Annotated in this window: 15 protein-coding genes; 10 read left to right on the plus strand and 5 right to left on the minus strand. The window is 72.7% G+C overall.

What is annotated here, in order from left to right:
* Window positions 1-18 precede the first annotated feature (18 nt).
* Together J1M38_RS07080 and J1M38_RS07085 are read left to right on the plus strand one after the other, a co-directional pair.
* Window positions 19-1680 (plus strand): L-lactate permease, encoded by a 1662-nt coding sequence (locus tag J1M38_RS07080; RefSeq protein ID WP_020628227.1) that lies wholly within the window; start codon window positions 19-21, stop codon window positions 1678-1680.
* Between the two features lie 79 nt (window positions 1681-1759).
* Window positions 1760-2488 carry a FadR/GntR family transcriptional regulator gene (locus J1M38_RS07085; protein ID WP_036313468.1) on the plus strand — a complete coding sequence of 243 codons (729 nt, stop codon included), beginning with the start codon at window positions 1760-1762 and terminating at the stop codon, window positions 2486-2488.
* Between the two features lie 55 nt (window positions 2489-2543).
* Here the strand turns inward: J1M38_RS07085 and J1M38_RS07090 are convergent, their stop codons facing one another.
* Window positions 2544-3041, minus strand: coding sequence for a DUF456 domain-containing protein (locus tag J1M38_RS07090; protein ID WP_036339666.1), 498 nt, complete (start codon window positions 3039-3041; stop codon window positions 2544-2546).
* Window positions 3042-3146: 105 nt separating this feature from the next.
* On the opposite strand from J1M38_RS07090, the gene ald reads away from it, so the two are divergent.
* Window positions 3147-4289: an alanine dehydrogenase gene (gene ald, locus J1M38_RS07095; protein ID WP_206481710.1), complete on the plus strand. Its 1143-nt coding sequence runs from the start codon at window positions 3147-3149 to the stop codon at window positions 4287-4289.
* A 36-nt stretch (window positions 4290-4325) separates the two neighbouring features.
* Here ald and pdxT read toward each other — a convergent pair whose 3' ends face one another.
* From pdxT to J1M38_RS07115, 4 genes are all read right to left on the minus strand, one after another.
* On the minus strand, window positions 4326-4958 hold the full coding sequence (pdxT, locus tag J1M38_RS07100) for a pyridoxal 5'-phosphate synthase glutaminase subunit PdxT (RefSeq protein ID WP_170721351.1): 633 nt from the start codon (window positions 4956-4958) through the stop codon (window positions 4326-4328).
* Window positions 4955-5899 carry a pyridoxal 5'-phosphate synthase lyase subunit PdxS gene (gene pdxS / locus J1M38_RS07105; RefSeq protein WP_036313496.1) on the minus strand — a complete coding sequence of 315 codons (945 nt, stop codon included), beginning with the start codon at window positions 5897-5899 and terminating at the stop codon, window positions 4955-4957. The genes pdxT and pdxS overlap by 4 nt, the downstream gene beginning before the upstream one ends.
* 115 nt (window positions 5900-6014) lie before the next feature.
* Window positions 6015-6500, minus strand: coding sequence for a DedA family protein (locus J1M38_RS07110; protein ID WP_060974159.1), 486 nt, complete (start codon window positions 6498-6500; stop codon window positions 6015-6017).
* A gap of 51 nt (window positions 6501-6551) precedes the next feature.
* Complete coding sequence (locus J1M38_RS07115; protein WP_041102619.1) at window positions 6552-7397, minus strand: CoA ester lyase; 846 nt, start codon at window positions 7395-7397, stop codon at window positions 6552-6554.
* Between the two features lie 180 nt (window positions 7398-7577).
* Here J1M38_RS07115 and J1M38_RS07120 point away from each other — a divergent pair, with 180 nt between their 5' ends.
* The 7 genes from J1M38_RS07120 (at window position 7578) to J1M38_RS07150 (ending at window position 16189) form a co-directional block, all read left to right on the plus strand.
* Complete coding sequence (locus tag J1M38_RS07120; protein ID WP_342356217.1) at window positions 7578-8267, plus strand: hypothetical protein; 690 nt, start codon at window positions 7578-7580, stop codon at window positions 8265-8267.
* Between the two features lie 72 nt (window positions 8268-8339).
* Window positions 8340-9554: a PLP-dependent aminotransferase family protein gene (locus J1M38_RS07125; protein ID WP_036313508.1), complete on the plus strand. Its 1215-nt coding sequence runs from the start codon at window positions 8340-8342 to the stop codon at window positions 9552-9554.
* A 94-nt stretch (window positions 9555-9648) separates the two neighbouring features.
* On the plus strand, window positions 9649-11247 hold the full coding sequence (locus tag J1M38_RS07130) for a fumarylacetoacetate hydrolase family protein (RefSeq protein WP_041102617.1): 1599 nt from the start codon (window positions 9649-9651) through the stop codon (window positions 11245-11247).
* Window positions 11248-11249: 2 nt separating this feature from the next.
* Window positions 11250-11951 (plus strand): GntR family transcriptional regulator, encoded by a 702-nt coding sequence (locus J1M38_RS07135; protein ID WP_144820226.1) that lies wholly within the window; start codon window positions 11250-11252, stop codon window positions 11949-11951.
* Window positions 11952-12034: 83 nt separating this feature from the next.
* Window positions 12035-13579: a 5-carboxymethyl-2-hydroxymuconate semialdehyde dehydrogenase gene (hpaE, locus tag J1M38_RS07140; RefSeq protein WP_144862394.1), complete on the plus strand. Its 1545-nt coding sequence runs from the start codon at window positions 12035-12037 to the stop codon at window positions 13577-13579.
* A gap of 263 nt (window positions 13580-13842) precedes the next feature.
* The gene (gene hpaD, locus J1M38_RS07145; RefSeq protein ID WP_134377411.1) at window positions 13843-15009 is read left to right on the plus strand and encodes a 3,4-dihydroxyphenylacetate 2,3-dioxygenase; all 1167 of its coding nucleotides are present in this window, start codon (window positions 13843-13845) and stop codon (window positions 15007-15009) included.
* A 394-nt stretch (window positions 15010-15403) separates the two neighbouring features.
* Window positions 15404-16189 (plus strand): 2-keto-4-pentenoate hydratase, encoded by a 786-nt coding sequence (locus J1M38_RS07150; protein WP_119217764.1) that lies wholly within the window; start codon window positions 15404-15406, stop codon window positions 16187-16189.
* Window positions 16190-16212: the final 23 nt, after the last annotated feature.

Here is a 16212-nt window from a genome sequence, read left to right on the forward strand (position 1 = left end):
GCCCACCGGGAGACCCCCGTGCACACCTTCACCCCCACCCCCGATGCCGCCGGCAGCGTCGCGCTCTCCGCCGCGCTCGGCGTCCTGCCCCTGCTGACGTTCTTCGCCACCCTCCTCGGTCTGCGCCTCAAGGCCTGGCAGTCGGGGCTCGCCGCGCTCGTGGTGGCCCTGCTCGTGGCCGTGCTGGGCTTCCACATGCCGGCCCACCTGGCGGCGCTGGCCGCCGCCCAGGGAGCGACCTTCGGCCTGTTCCCGATCGTCTGGATCGTCGTGATGGCGCTGTGGTTCTACCAGGTCACCGTGCTCTCCGGGCGATTCGACGACATGCGCGCGATCTTCGACTCGCTCGGCGGCGGAGACATCCGCATCCAGGCCGTGCTCATCGCGTTCTGCTTCGGCGGCCTGCTCGAGGCCCTCGCCGGCTTCGGCGCCCCCGTGGCCATCACGGCCACCATGGTGCTCGGCCTGGGTGTGCCCCCGCTGCGGGCGGCCACCGCCGTGCTGCTGGCGAACACCGCGCCCGTGGCCTTCGGCGCCGTGGGCACCCCCATCACCACCGCGGGCACGCTCACCGGCATCCCCGCCACGCACATCGGCGCGATCGTCGGCCACCAGGCCCCGTTCGTGGCCGTGTTCGTGCCGTTCCTGCTCGTGTTCATCATCGACGGGCTGCGCGGCGTGCGGCAGACGTGGCCGGCACTGATCGTGATCGGCGCGAGCTTCGCCGTCGCCATCTGGCTGGCCTCGACCTACTTCTCCTACGAGCTCACCGACGTCGTGGCCTCCCTGGTCTCCCTCGCCGCCGCCGTCCTGCTGCTGCGCTTCTGGCGGCCGCGGGGCGCCGAGGAGGCCCGCCAGCGCCTCGACGCCCCCGCCCGCGCGGCGGCGCAGGACCTCACCCCCGGCCGGATCTTCATGGCCGTGCTGCCCTACATCGTGGTCGTGGCCGTGTTCGCCCTGGCCAAGCTGGTCCCCTCGATCACCGCGGCCCTGAACTCCGCCACCGCCAAGATCCCGTGGCCCGGGCTCGACGGGCACCTCGTCGACGCCTCCGGCGCGCCCCTGGCGAGCACCGTGTACAAGTTCGAGTGGCTGGCCTCCCCCGGCACGCTGCTGCTGATCGCCGGCCTGATCATGGCCGTGGTCTACTCCCGGTTCGACCACGACGGCCGGTTCCCGCTCTCGGTGGGGAACGCGCTCGCCGAGATCGGCCGCTGCTTCGCCCGCATGCGCTGGTCCGCCCTGACGATCGTGATCGTGCTCTCCCTGGCCTACGTCATGAACTTCTCGGGCCAGACGGTCGCCATGGGCACGTGGGTGGCCGGCCTGGGCGCGGCCTTCGTGTTCCTGTCCCCGGTGCTCGGCTGGCTCGGCACCGCCGTGACCGGCTCGGACACCTCCGCGAACGCCCTGTTCTCCACCCTGCAGCAGACCGCCGCCACGAACATCGGCGCCGATCCGGCCCTGCTGGTGGCCGCCAACACCTCCGGCGGCGTCGTGGGCAAGATGATCTCCCCGCAGTCCCTGGCGATCGCCGCGACGGCGGTCGGCATGGAGGGCCGGGAGTCCGAGATCCTGCGCCGCGTGGTGGTGTGGTCGCTCGTGCTCCTGCTGGCGGTGTGCACGCTCGTGTACCTGCAGTCCAACGTGCTGGCGTGGATGCTGCCGGCGGCGGGCTGACCGCCTGCACCACCCGAGCGGGGCGGCGTCCATCGGTAGGATGGACGGTCGCCGCCCCGCCCCCTCGGAAGGTCCGTCCATGACCGCTGCCCCCGCCTACACCATCGTGCTCGACTGGCTCGAGGCCGAGCTGCGCTCCGGCGCCGTGGTCGTGGGGGACAAGCTGCCCGGCGAACGCACCCTGGCCGAACGCTTCGGCATCTCCCGGGCGTCCGTGCGGGAGGCCACCCGGATGCTCGAGGCCATGGGCCTGATCCGCGCCAGCGCCGGCTCCGGGCCGAACTCGGGCGCCGTCGTCGTCTCCGAGCCGTCCGCGGCGCTGGGCTGGGCGCTGCGCCTGCACATCGCCACCCGGTCCCTGCCGATGGCCGACGTCGTCGCCGCGCGCGTGCTCCTCGAGACCGATGCGGCGCAGGCGGCCGCCGCCACCTCCGGCGACCCCGAGAGCGTCGCCGTCCTGGCCGAGGTGGAAACCCTGCTGGACCGGATGGACGACCCCGCGCTGCCGGAAGAGGACTTCCACCTGCTCGACACCGAGTTCCATGTGCGGCTGGCCACCCTGGGCGGGAACGTCGTGACGGCGATGATGCTGGACTCCCTGCGCCAGGCGACCATCGGCTACGTGACCGAGACCGTGGCCGGGCTGTCCGACTGGCCCGCCGTGCGCGCCGGCCTGCAGGCCGACCATCGGCGGATCCTCGCCGCCTCCGCCGCCGGGGACGGCCGGGCGGCCGCGCAGGAGCTGCGGGAGCACGTCCTCGGCTTCGCCGCCCTCGCCCAGACCGGCAGGGTGCCCGCCGGCGGCTGAGCCGGCGAAGGGTCCGGCGCGCGCGGGGTCCCGCCGGACGGACGGCTCCGGCGGTTCAGGCGGTGACGCCGTGCACCAGGGCGCCCACGCCCACGGCGGTCAGCGAGCCCAGCGCACAGCAGAACTCCACGAGCATGCCCATGCCCATGGCCGTGAGCGCGCCGATCGAGCTGCTGAGCGCGGCCCGGGCGTCCCGGGTGCGGGCCCACTGGGAGGCGAACAGGCCGACGGCGAAGCCGAGGAACAGCCCTACCACCGGGATCACGAAGAACCCGACGGCGGCCCCGGCCACCCCCCACAGGATCGGGCCGCGGGTGACGCGTTCACGTCGCAGCCGTCGGCCGGTCAGCACCGCGGACGCGCTCAGCCCCGCCACGGCGAGACCGGCCGCGATGACGCCGAACGTCCAGGACGCGGGGGAACCCAGCAGCGCGGCCCACCCGAGAGCCGTCACGAGGTTGAGCAGCGAGCCGGGCAGGACGGGGTACACGGTGCCCACCAGCCCCACCAGGAGCAGGAGCACGGCCACGAGGGAGATCAGCGCGGGAGTCACCGCACCAGTATGACGGGACGGGCACCGCGGTGACGGCGGCACCGGCGACCGCGCAGCGGCCCCCGCGCCCTCGCCGGAACGGGCCGGATGGGCTAGATTCGCCGCATGTTGGTCGCCGTGCCCACCGAAGTGAAGAACAACGAGTTCCGTGTGGCCCTGACGCAGGGCGGGGTCCAGGAGCTGGTGCGCGCAGGCCACCAGGTCCTCGTGCAGTCGGGGGCCGGCGCCGGCTCCGGCGCCTCGGACCAGGACTACCGCGACGCCGGCGCCGAGCTGGTCGACGACGTCGACGAGCTCTGGGAGCGCGCCGAGCTGGTCCTCAAGGTCAAGGAGCCGCAGCCGGAGGAGTACGGCCGCCTGCGCCGCGGCCAGGTCCTCTTCACCTACCTGCACCTGGCCGCCTCCCCCGCGTGCACGCGGGCGATCCTGGACGCCGGCACGACGGCGATCGCCTACGAGACGGTCACCCGCGGTCGCTCCCTGCCGCTGCTGGCCCCCATGAGCCAGGTGGCCGGCCGCCTGGCCCCCGCCGCGGGCGCCTACCACCTCCTCCAGCCGCAGGGCGGCTCGGGTGTGCTGATGGGCGGCGTGCCCGGCACCCGCCGCGCCCGGGTGGCCGTGATCGGCGGAGGTGTGGCCGGCGAGGCGGCGGCCGTGATCGCCGCGGGCATGGGCGCGGACGTGACCGTCCTGGACATCTCCCTCGAGCGGCTCGCGCAGCTGGACGCCGTCCACCAGGGCCGGATCCGCACGCTGGCCTCGTCCCACCTGAACATCGGTGAGACCGTGGCGGACGCGGACCTCGTGATCGGCTCCGTGCTGATCCCCGGCGCCGCGGCCCCGAAGCTGGTGACCGCCGAGATGGTGGAGTCCATGCGGCCCGGCTCGGTGCTGGTGGACATCGCGATCGACCAGGGCGGCTGCTTCGAGAACTCGCGGGCCACCACCCACCAGGACCCGACGTACCTCGTGGGGGACAAGATCTACTACTGCGTCTCCAACATGCCCGGCGCCGTGCCCCAGACCTCCACCTCGGCCCTGACCAACGCGACGCTGCCCTACATCAAGCGCATCGCCGACCTCGGATGGCGTGCGGCGCTGGCCGCGGACGAGGGCTTCGCCGGGGGCCTCAACGCCCACGACGGCGCGCTCACCCTGCCCTCCGTCGCCACGGCCGTGGCCGACGAGCTCGGCCTGGACCCCCAGAAGGACGTCCGCGTCACCTCCGAGGTGCTCGCGGAGGCCTGAGCCCCGCGCCCGTCGCGCGCGGGGCCGGCCGGCCGCTCAGAGCCCCGCGAGGAACGCCCGGTGGAAGGACCAGTCGCCGGTCACCTCAGGGTGGAAGGCCGTGGCGAGCAGGTGGCCCTGCCGCACGGCCACGGGCAGCCGCGCGTCGCCGTCGAGCCCCGGTTCCGCCGCGGGCACGGACAGGCGCGACGCCGGCACGCTCGCCAGGACCTCGACGCCCTCCCCCGCCTGGACGACGGCGGGGGCGCGGATGAACACGGCGTGCACCGGCTCCGCCGCGACCGCGGGGATGTCCAGGTCCTCCTCGAACGAGTCCACCTGCGCGCCGAAGGCGTTGCGCCGCACGGCCACGTCCAGCACGCCGAGCCCGCCCTGATCCGGCGCCGGGTTGCGGATCTCGCGGGCCAGCATGATCAGCCCCGCGCACGTGCCGTAGGCGGGCAGCCCGTCGCGGAGGGCGGCGATGAGCGGGTCCTTGAGCCCCATGATCCGGGCGAGGCGGTCCATCACGGAGGACTCGCCGCCGGGCAGCACGATGCCGTCCAGACCCTCGAGGTCCGCGGGGCGGCGCACGGGGCGCGTGCGCGCGCCGAGGGACTCGAGCACGTGGGCGTGCTCCCGCACGTCGCCCTGGAGGGCGAACACGCCGACGGTCTTCTGTGGACTCACCAGCCGCGCTCGGCCAGGCGGTGCGGGGCGGGCAGGTCGCCCACGTTGATGCCCACCATGGCCTCACCCAGGCCGCGGGAGGCCTCGGCGACCGCCATCGGGTCGTCGAACTGGGCGGTGGCCTTGACGATGGCGCGGGCGCGCTCGGCCGGGTTGCCGGACTTGAAGATGCCGGAGCCCACGAACACGCCGTCGGCGCCCATCTGCATCATCAGGGCTGCGTCGGCCGGGGTGGCCACGCCGCCGGCGGTGAACATCACGACGGGCAGGGCGCCGGTCTCGGCGACCTCGCGCACCAGCTCGTACGGCGCCTGCAGCTCCTTCGCGGCCACGTACAGCTCGTCCTGGGCCAGGCCCTGGAGCTGGGCGATCTCCTTGCGGATGGTGCGGATGTGCTTCACGGCCTCGGAGACGTCGCCGGTGCCGGCCTCGCCCTTGGACCGGATCATGGCCGCGCCCTCGGTGATGCGGCGCAGGGCCTCGCCGAGGTTGGTGGCGCCGCACACGAAGGGCACGTCGAAGTCCCACTTGTCGATGTGGTTCACGTAGTCCGCCGGGGAGAGCACCTCGGACTCGTCGATGAAGTCCACCTTGAGCGCCTGCAGCACCTGGGCCTCCACGAAGTGGCCGATGCGCGCCTTGGCCATCACGGGGATGGACACGGCCTCGACGATGCCGTCGATCAGGTCGGGGTCGGACATGCGGGCCACGCCGCCCTGGGCGCGGATGTCGGCCGGGACCCGCTCGAGCGCCATGACGGCCACGGCGCCGGCGTCCTCGGCGATGCGCGCCTGCTCCGCGTTGACGACGTCCATGATCACGCCGCCCTTCATCATGTCCGCCAGGCCGCGCTTGACGCGGGTCGTGCCGGTGCCGCGGGCGCCGTCGTCGGCGGCGGAGGCGGTGGAGGCGGAGAAGCTGCGGGCGCGCTCGTCGCTCATGGTGGTCCTTCCGAAGGGGTGGCGGCCCCGGCCGCGGGGCGGCTGGCCGGGGCGAAGACGCGGTCAACTCTAGTCCCCCGGCGGCGCAGCCCGGCCCGCGTCACGGACGACGACGTCACCCGGCCCCGTGCCGGCGCAGCGTGCGGCGTCGGCGCCACACGACGAACGCAGCCACGGCCGCGAGGATCAGCACGAGGGCGAGGGCGCCCCGGCCCTCTCCGAGCGCCGCGCCGATGACGGCCCACACCACGGCCATCCCGACGGTCCCGTACACCACGCCCCACAGGAACGTGCCGAGCGCGGCCGCCGGCAGGAACCGGCGCCAGGGCATGCGGGCGACGCCGGCGGAGCCGATCACCGCCGTCTGGATGCCCACCGTGAGGTAGCAGAACGGGATGGCCCACACCCCGTGGCGCTGGATGAAGCGCTGGGCGCGGACATAGACGGGCCCCTCCATCACGCGGGCGAACCAGCGGGTCCGCTCGACGCCGGAGGCCAGCCCCCGCCCGAGCGAGAACACGATCAGGGTGCGCAGGATCGCCAGCATCCAGAAGAACCCGATGGACCACAGCAGCGGCAGCCCGTCGATCCACGCCATCATGGGCGGAGCCACCCGTCGGTGCGGGGACTCATGCGCGCGCCCCGGCCGTGCTCACGCGTTCCAGAGCCCGTACGAGTCCGCGAGGTCCGCGATCTTCTGGGCGCGCAGCACGCGGGGCAGGTACGAACCGTCGCCGACGGCGGCGCCCTGAGCATGCTTCTCGAGCAGGTCGCGGGCCCACGCGAGCTCGTCCTCGGACGGGGACATCGCCCGGTTGACCCAGTCCACCTGATCCCGGTTCAGGACGAGGCGGCCGGTCATGCCCATCGAGGCGGTGACGGCGCTGGAGTCGACGACCGCGTCCTCACCGTCCGCGTTGCCGGGCGGTCCGTCGATCGCCCCGGGCAGACCGCCCACGCGGGAGGCGATCACCATGCGGGAGCGGGCGTAGGCCATGGCCAGCGGGTCCTCGCCGACGCCGACGTCCTTGCGGAAGTCGTTCACGCCGAAGGCGAGACGGAACGTGCCCGGCGCCTTGGCCACGGCCGTGGCGTTCTCGATGCCCAGGGCGGACTCCAGCAGGGCGATCACCGGGGTGCCGGCGCGCAGACGCATCGCGGTGAACGTGACCTGCTCCGGCTCCTCGGTCTCGGCCAGCACGACGCCGCGCACGCCGTCGAGACCCGTGAGCGCCTCGAGGTCCCGCTGCCAGTGGTCCGTGGAGGTCGCGGAGATGCGCACCCACGCCGTCATGCCGCCGGAGAGGGCGTCCACGACGTGCTGGCGGGCCGTGTCCTTCTGCTCCTCCGGCACGGCGGCCTCGAGGTCGAAGATGACGGAGTCGGCCTCGGAGGCCAGGGCGGGGGCGAACGCGTCGGGGGTGGCCGCGTTGACCAGCAGCCAGGAACGGCTGAGCTTGGCGGGCAGGGCGGCGGCGCGACGGTTCCTCACGGGCATGGCCTCCAGCCTAGCTGTTGTGGGTCATGAGGTTCTTGCCACGGGGTACGGGCTGAGATGAGACGAGCGGGCCTCTCCCGCAGGATGGAAGTTCCGGGCGTGTCAGATGGTCTGTGTAAGCCGTACCGAGAGGAACGGTAAGCGCCCTCCCCTTCCCGCGCCCTGCGGATCACGGGTGCCGTGGCCGCCGCGTGCCTGCTGGCCGGCTGCGCGGTCGACCCCGGACTGGCCGAGGATTCGGCGTCCGACGACGGCGTGCCCCTGCCCGCGACGGAGGGGTATCAGCCGCTGACGGTCTACCTCGCCGTCGCGGAACCGGAGGCGGTCCCGGGGACGAGCGGCCGGCCCTTCGGCTGCGGCGACCTGCTGGTGCCCGTGCAGACCGTGCCGACGGACACCGAGGACGAGGCGGACGCCGCCCTGGACTTCCTGTTCGCGGACGAGCGCGGCTGGCACGGCGACCCGTCGCTGTGGAACGCCGTGTTCGACGCGCGCGAGACCCTCACCCCGACCGGGCACCGCCGCGAGGGCGACGTGGAGATCTTCACCTTCACCGGCACCGTGACGCCGGAGGACGAGTGCACGGCCGAGCGGATCCGCGCCCAGCTGCAGGCGACCGCCGCCGCCTTCACGTCCGCGGGCCAGGTCCGACTCGAGGTGGACGGCCGGGACCTCGACGACGTGTTGGGGCTCGAACCGCTCCGCCTCGGCGAGTCCGTGGACGTCCCGCAGGGGGACCCCACGCCGAGTGGGGAGCCGAGCGACGGATCCGGCGGGCAGACGTGGGCGCCGGCCGAGGAGTCGTCGTGGGGTCCCGCCGAGCCGACCCAGGGCACGTGGTCCCCCGGCCAGGAGCCGAGCGCCCCCTGACCGCGCGACCCGCCGTCGTCGCCCGTCATCGGACCTTCGGGCACGGCCGCGCCGTGCTATAGGGTGCCGAGCGTGCGGAACCTCCGAGATCACCTGTCCCAGCGCGCCGTCGGCGTGAAGCAGTCCGCGGTCCGCGACGTCTTCGACATCGCGATGGACCCGAACCTCATCTCGCTCGCGGGCGGGAACCCGTGGCTCGCCGACCTGCCCCTCGACGAGCTGGGCCGGATCGCCTCCGACCTGATGACCCGGTTCGGCACGGAGTCCCTGCAGTACGGCCCGGGCCAGGGCACCGAGGAGATGCGTGCCGCCGCGACCGCCGTGATGGCCGCCGACGGCATCCCGGACGCGGATCCCGACCTCGTGGTCATCACCCCCGGCTCGCAGGCCGCGATCGACACCGCCTGCCGGGCGTTCGCGAACCCGGGCGACGTCGTCGTGGTGGAGGACCCCACGTTCGTGGGCGCGTTGACCACCTTCACCACCTGGCAGCTCGAGGCCGTGGCCACGGGCACCGACGACCACGGCCTGGTGCCCGCGGCCCTCGACGAGACCCTGACCCGCCTGGCCGCCGAGGGCCGCCGCGTGGCCTTCCTCTACACGATCCCCTCGTTCGCGAACCCCTCGGGCGCCCTGCTGCCCCCGGGCCGCCGCGCCGAGGTGGGCGCGATCTGCGAGAAGCACGGCGTGCTCATCGTGGAGGACAACCCGTACGGGCAGATCGCGTTCGACGGCGAGCCCGTCGCCCCGATCGCCGCCGACCACCGGGACAACGTGGTCCACCTCGGCACGATGTCCAAGATCTTCTCCCCGGGCGTGCGCATCGGCTGGGCGCTCGTGCCGGCCGCGCTCAAGCGCGAGTTCTACCTGTGCGCGGAGTCCGCCTACATCCACGCGTCCACGTACTCGCAGATGCTCTCCACCGCCTTCGTCACGCAGCTGGACTGGCAGGGCCACGTCCGCCACGTGACCGGGCTGTACCGCGAGCGGGCCGCGGCGCTCGTGGACGCGGTGCGTGAGCACTGGGACCCGGCGGTCGAGTTCATCACCCCGCAGGGCGGCTTCTTCCTGTGGGCCACCCTGCCCGTCGGGGTGGACACCCTCGAGGTGATGCACCGCGGCATCGAGGCGGGCGCGGTGTTCGTGCCGGGGGCGGCCTTCACCCCCGTCGAGGGCACGCACTCCACCCTGCGCCTGGCGTACTCGTTCGTGGCGGCCGAGAAGCTCGTGGAGGGCGTGCGGCGCCTGGCCCCGGCGGTGAACGAGTCGATCGCCCGGGCCCGCTGAGCCGCGGCGGGCGCCCACGACGACGTCGGCCCGGCGCGTCTGCCGGGCGTGCGACCTCTTCCCCGGGCCCGCGAGATCGTATACGATCTCGACCATGACGCAGAGCACACCGGATCCCACGCCCACCGTCACCGAGCACGACTTCACCGTCCGGGAGAACCGGCCGGGCAAGGTGCTCGCCGTCCACCTGAACTACCCCTCCCGCATCGCCCAGCGGGGCCGGTCCCCGCAGGCCCCCGGCTACTTCCTCAAGGCCGGCACCTCCCTCGCCGGCAGCGGCGACACCATCGAGCGCCCCGCCGGCACCGAGCTGCTCGCCTACGAGGGCGAGATCGCGCTGATCATCGGCCGCACCGCCCGGCGCGTCAGCCCGGAGGAGGGCTGGTCGCACGTCTCCGGCATCACCGCCGCCAACGACTGGGGCCTCTACGACCTCCGCCACGCGGACAAGGGCTCCAACGTCAAGAACAAGTCCGGCGACGGCTACACCCCGCTCGGCCCCGCGGTGATCTCCGCCGCGGGCCTGGACCCGGCCGCCCTGCGCGTGCGCACCTGGGTCAACGGCGAGATCGTCCAGGACGACACCACCGAGGGCCTCGTCTTCCCGTTCGGCCAGCTCGTGGCCGACCTCTCGCAGCTCATGACGCTCGAGGAGGGCGACGTCATCCTCACCGGCACCCCCGCCGGATCCTCCGTGGCCCAGCCGGGCGACGTCGTCGAGGTGGAGGTGGACGCCCCCAGCGCCCCCGGCGCACCGACCACCGGCCGCCTGGTGACGACGGTCGTCGACTCGGAGCACTCCCTGGCCCCGTTCGGCGCGCAGCCGCAGGTGGACGACGTGCAGCGCGAGGAGGCCTGGGGCTCCCGCGAGGCCGCCGGTCTGGCCCCGCAGGCCGCGGCGCCGTCGTCGTCCGCGGTGGACGAGAACGGCCACTGGGTCGCGAGCGCCCCGCAGCCGGACCGCTCCCTGCTGACCCCGGAGCTGCGCGCCAAGATCGACGCCATCGCGGTGGCCACCCTCACCGCCCAGCTGCAGAAGCGCGGCGTCCAGAACGCGACCATCGACGGCCCGCGCCCGATCCACCGGGGCCGGCGCGTCCTCGGCTACGCGAAGACCCTGCGCTACATCCCCAAGCGCGAGGACCTGGCCAAGGAGTTCGGCGGCGGCTTCAACGCCCAGAAGCGGGCCATCGATTCGGTGCAGCCGGACGACGTGGTGGTCATGGAGGCCCGTGGCGAGCACGGCACCGGCACCCTCGGGGACGTCCTGGCCCTGCGCGCCCAGGTGAACGGCGCGAACGCCGTGATCACGGACGGCGGCATCCGCGACTCCGCCGCCGTCGCCGAGGTCGGCCTCCAGGTGTACGCCGGCGCCACGCACCCGGCGGTGCTGGGCCGCCGTCACATCCCGTGGGAGGTCGGCGGCACCATCGCCTGCGGCGGCACCACCGTGCAGCCCGGCGACATCATCGTCGGCGACGACGACGGTGTGGTGGTCATCCCGCCGTCCCTGCTCCAGGAGGTTGTGGACGACGCCTACGAGCAGGAGCTCCAGGACGCCTGGGCGTACGAGCAGGTCAAGGCCGGCTACCCGGTGGACGGGATGTTCCCCCCGAACGCCGAGTGGAAGGCCAAGTTCGCCGAGTACCGCAAGACCCTGCCGGACGCCCCGGCCCCGGAGGGCGACGCCTGAGCATGCGCCGCACGGACATCGGAACGGTCGGCCTCGCAGGCGCCCCCGTCTCCAAGGCGGACCGCGCCTACCAGGCGATCCTCGAGGGGATCCGGGACCAGCGCCACGAGCCGGGCGACCGGCTGGTGCTGTCCCAGATCGCCGCGGAGCTGGGCATGTCCGTGGTGCCCGTGCGGGAGGCGATCCGCCGCCTGCAGTCCGAGAAGCTGGTGGCCTACGAGCGCAACGTGGGCGCCACCGTGGTGGGCATCGACCCGGTCGAGTACCGCCACACCATGGAGACGCTGGCGCTGGTGGAGGGGTTCTCCACCGCCCAGTGCGCCCCGCACGTGACCGCCGAGGACCTCGCGGCGGCCCGCGAGGTGAACGCGACCATGCGCGCGATGACGGAGTCGGAGAAGGCCTGGGACCCGGTGGCGTTCACCGAGCTCAACCGTCGCTTCCACTCGATCCTGTTCGAGCATCACCAGAACGAGCACGTGCACGACCTGGTGCACCGCGGCTGGAACCGCCTGGCCGCGCTGCGCTCCTCCACGTTCGCGTACGTGCCCGGTCGGGCGGTGGCCTCCGTGGACGAGCACGAGCACCTGCTGCGCCTGATCGAGGACGGGGCGCGCTTCGAGGAGATCGAGGCCGCCGCCCGCGCCCACCGCCTGAACACCCTGCGCGCCTACCTGGAGCACAGCGCCGAGCCGTCCGCGTGAGCGCCGGCCGGACCGGCGCCGACGCCGTCGGCTCCAGGCCCCGATCATCAGACCCACCCGAAGCACTCAGCGAAAGAGACACCATGACGGAGAAGACCAGCATCGAGGCCCGCACGCCCGAGGGCCTGCCCGACGTCCTGCGCCACTACATCGACGGCGAGTTCGTCGACTCGATCGACGGCGACACCTTCGAGGTGCTCGACCCGGTGACCAACGAGCCGTACCTGACGGCCGCCTCCGGCAAGGCCGCGGACATCGACCGCGCCGTCGCCGCCGCGAAGCGGGCCTTCGAGTCCGGCGAATGGTCCCAGGCCCTGCCGCGCCAGCGTTCCCGTGTGCTGCACCGGATCGCCGACATCATGGAGACCCGCGGCGACCAGCTGGCCGAGATGGAGTGCTTCGACACCGGCCTGCCGATCAAGCAGGCGAGGGGCCAGGCCGCCCGCGCCGCCGAGAACTTCCGCTTCTTCGCGGACCTGATCGTGGCCCAGCACGACGACACCTTCAAGGTGCCGGGTCGCCAGATCAACTACGTGAACCGCAAGCCGATCGGCGTCGCCGGCCTGATCACCCCGTGGAACACCCCGTTCATGCTGGAGTCCTGGAAGCTGGCCCCGGCCATCGCCACCGGCAACTCGGTGGTCCTGAAGCCGGCGGAGTTCACCCCGCTCTCGGCCTCCCTGTGGGGCGGGATCTTCGAAGAGGCCGGCCTGCCGAAGGGCGTGTTCAACATGGTGCACGGCTTCGGCGAGGAGGGCTACGCGGGCGACCCGCTCGTGAAGCACCCGGACGTGCCGCTGATCTCCTTCACCGGCGAGTCCCGCACCGGCCAGATCATCTTCGCCAACGCCGCCCCGCACCTGAAGGGCCTGTCCATGGAGCTCGGCGGCAAGTCCCCGGCCGTGGTGTTCGAGGACGCGGACCTGGACGCGGCGATCGACGCGACCATCTTCGGCGTGTTCTCCCTGAACGGCGAGCGCTGCACCGCCGGCTCCCGCATCCTGGTCCAGCGCTCCGTCTACGACGAGTTCGTGGAGCGCTACGCCGCCCAGGCCTCCCGTGTGAAGGTCGGCCTGCCGGACGACGAGACCACCGAGGTCGGTGCGATCGTGCACCCGGAGCACTTCGAGAAGGTCATGTCCTACGTGGAGATCGGCAAGACCGAGGCCCGCCTGGTGGCCGGCGGCGGTCGCCCGGAGGGCTTCCCCGAGGGCAACTTCGTGCAGCCCACCGTGTTCGCGGACGTGGCCCCGGACGCCCGGATCTTCCAGGAGGAGATCTTCGGCCCGGTGGTGGCCATCACCCCGTTCGACACGGAGGAGGAGGCCCTGCAGCTGGCCAACAACACCAAGTACGGCCTGGCCGCCTACATCTGGACGAACGACCTCAAGCGCGCCCACAACGTCGCGCAGAACGTGGAGGCCGGCATGGTGTGGCTGAACTCCAACAACGTGCGGGACCTGCGCACCCCGTTCGGCGGGGTGAAGGCCTCCGGCCTGGGCCACGAGGGCGGCTACCGCTCGATCGACTTCTACACCGATCAGCAGGCCGTGCACATCAACCTCGGCGAGGTCCACAACCCGGTGTTCGGCAAGCAGGAGCAGGCCGCGGCGAAGATCGACGGTTGACCCCGCGCTGACCGGCGACCATGACGGCGCCCGCACCGTCCCCGCGACGGTGCGGGCGCCGTCGTCGTGGTGGGGCCGGGCCGGGTCTCTCCCCCGGCCCACCCGACGCGGGGTGAGTTGTCGCGGGTGCGGGCGCCCCGGACCCGCGACAACTCAACCCGCGTTCCTCGACGGCCTTCCCGCCGGTCGCCTGGATCGTATACGATCGAGTGAGCGACCGTGTCCCAGGCCACAGCGCACCGCCCCCTCACCAAGGAGCACCGATGACCAACCTCGAGAGCCGCCAGAAGACCTCCTCCGGCTTCTTCGTCACGAAGGAAGCCCCCATCGACCCGGAGAACCCCCTCCCCACCCCGACGTCCGAGGCGCCGGACATCCTGCGCTGCGCCTCGATGGAGCTCGTGGTCACGGACCTCGCCCAGTCCCGCGAGTTCTACGTGGATGTGCTCGGCCTCGTGGTCACCGAGGAGGACGAGGAGACCGTCTACCTGCGCTCCATGGAGGAGTTCATCCACCACAACCTGGTGCTGCGCCAGGGCGAGACCGCCGCCGTGGCCGCGTTCTCCTACCGCGTGCGCACCCCCGAGGACCTGGACAAGGCGGTCGCCTTCTACGAGGAGCTGGGCTGCCGCGTGGAGCGCCGGAAGGACGGCTTCGTCAAGGGCGTCGGCGACTCCGTGCGCGTCGAGGACCCGCTGGGCTTCCCCTACGAGTTCTTCCACGACGTCGAGCACGTGGAGCGCCTGGCCTGGCGCTACGACCTCTACACCCCGGGCGCCCTGGTCCGCCTGGACCACTTCAACCAGGTGACCCCGGATGTGCCGCGTGCCGCCCGCTACATGCAGGACCTGGGCTTCCGCGTCACCGAGGACATCCAGGACGAGAAGGGCACCGTCTACGCCGCGTGGATGCGCCGCAAGCCCACCGTGCACGACACCGCCATGACCGGCGGCGACGGCCCCCGGATGCACCACGTGTGCTTCGCCACGCACGAGAAGCACAACATCCTGGCGATCTGCGACAAGCTCGGCGCCCTGCGCATGTCCGACCACATCGAGCGCGGCCCGGGTCGCCACGGCGTCTCCAACGCGTTCTACCTCTACCTGCGTGACCCGGACGGCCACCGCGTGGAGGTCTACACCCAGGACTACTACACCGGTGACCCGGACAACCCCGTGGTCACCTGGGACGTGCACGACAACCAGCGCCGCGACTGGTGGGGCACCCCGGTCGTGCCGTCCTGGTACACCGACGCCTCCCGCGTGCTGGACCTCGACGGCAACCTGCAGCCGCTGGTCTCCCGCACCGACGACTCGGAGATGGCCGTGACCATCGGCGCCGACGGCTTCTCCTACACCCGCGAGGGGCAGGGCGAGGAGTCCATGCCGGAGTGGAAGCAGGGCGAGTACAAGCTCGGCAACCAGCTCTGACCGGCACTGCCGGCACCGCTCCGGGACACCACGACGACGGCGGGCACCCAACGCAGGTGCCCGCCGTCGGCGTCCGCCCTCCCTGCCACCCTCCGCGTCTCCCCGCCCCGCGCCGTTCGAGGCGGAAAATCCATCTCATTCGAGCCAGGAGGGCCAGTTTGAGCTCGATTTCCCGCCTCAAAGCGTGGGGAGCAGGGGTGTCCCGCCTCGCAGACGGGCGTCGGGGGGCTGGCCTGGCTCACGGTGCACCGCCGCCAGCCCGGGCTGGGCATCGGGACGCGCACCCCGGACTGATCCGGGGCGGTGACAGGATGGCGACGGGGCCGGGGGCCGAGCCGCGTAATCGTATACGATCAAGGCCAGGCCCCTGCCCGTCGTCGTGAAGGAGACCGCTGTGCTGGACCACGAGACCCACCTCAAGATCGCCGACGAGCTGCACCGCGCGGGCATCGACCGCGTGCCCGTGCCGCGGCTGACCGCGCGCTACCCGGAGATGGAGATCGAGGACTCGTACGCCATCCAGCGCATCTGGGCCGAGCGTCAGGTCGAGGCGGGCCGCCGCAAGGTGGGCCACAAGATCGGCCTGACCTCCAAGGCCATGCAGGACGCGACCGGGATCGACGAACCGGACTACGGCGTGATCTTCGACGACCAGGTGTTCGAGTCCGGCCACGTGTACGAGTGGAAGAAGTACACCCATCCGCGCATCGAGATGGAGCTGGCGTTCGTGCTGCGGGACGAGCTGCGCGGGCCCGGCCTGAACCTGATGGACGTGCTGCGCGCCACCGAGTACGTGGTGCCCGCGCTGGAGGTGCTGGACTCGCGCATCGAGATGGCCGGCCGCACCATCACGGACACCATCTCGGACAACGCCGCCCTGGGCTCCCTGGTGATCGGCGGCCGCCCCGTGGGCGTGCACGACGTCGACCTGCGGTGGGTCTCCGGCATCCTCTCCCGCAACGAGGAGATCATCGAGACCGGGGTGGCCGCGGGCGTGCTGAACCACCCGGCCAACGGCGTGCACTGGCTGGCCAACCGCATCGCCGAGCACGGGGACGCGCTCGAAGCCGGTGAGATCGTGCTCGCCGGCTCCTTCACCCGCCCGATGTGGGTGTACGAGGGCGACACCGTCTACGCCGACTACGGCCCGCTCGGCACCATCACCTGCCGCTTCGCCTGACCCGCCCGTCGTCGTCGCCCCGC

This window comes from Micrococcus sp. KRD070 (genome assembly GCF_017168435.1).
Taxonomy (GTDB): Bacteria; Actinomycetota; Actinomycetes; order Actinomycetales; family Micrococcaceae; genus Micrococcus; species Micrococcus luteus.

Excerpts from the sequence above, each read along its gene's own strand:
- J1M38_RS07085 (WP_036313468.1), top strand. The coding sequence starts at position 1,760 with ATGACCGCTGCCCCCGCCTACACCATCGTGCTCGACTGGCTCGAGGCC.
- ald (WP_206481710.1), top strand. The coding sequence starts at position 3,147 with ATGTTGGTCGCCGTGCCCACCGAAGTGAAGAACAACGAGTTCCGTGTG.
- pdxS (WP_036313496.1), bottom strand. The coding sequence starts at position 5,899 with ATGAGCGACGAGCGCGCCCGCAGCTTCTCCGCCTCCACCGCCTCCGCC.
- J1M38_RS07110 (WP_060974159.1), bottom strand. The coding sequence starts at position 6,500 with ATGATGGCGTGGATCGACGGGCTGCCGCTGCTGTGGTCCATCGGGTTC.
- J1M38_RS07115 (WP_041102619.1), bottom strand. The coding sequence starts at position 7,397 with ATGCCCGTGAGGAACCGTCGCGCCGCCGCCCTGCCCGCCAAGCTCAGC.
- J1M38_RS07130 (WP_041102617.1), top strand. The coding sequence starts at position 9,649 with ATGACGCAGAGCACACCGGATCCCACGCCCACCGTCACCGAGCACGAC.
- J1M38_RS07135 (WP_144820226.1), top strand. The coding sequence starts at position 11,250 with ATGCGCCGCACGGACATCGGAACGGTCGGCCTCGCAGGCGCCCCCGTC.
- hpaE (WP_144862394.1), top strand. The coding sequence starts at position 12,035 with ATGACGGAGAAGACCAGCATCGAGGCCCGCACGCCCGAGGGCCTGCCC.
- hpaD (WP_134377411.1), top strand. The coding sequence starts at position 13,843 with ATGACCAACCTCGAGAGCCGCCAGAAGACCTCCTCCGGCTTCTTCGTC.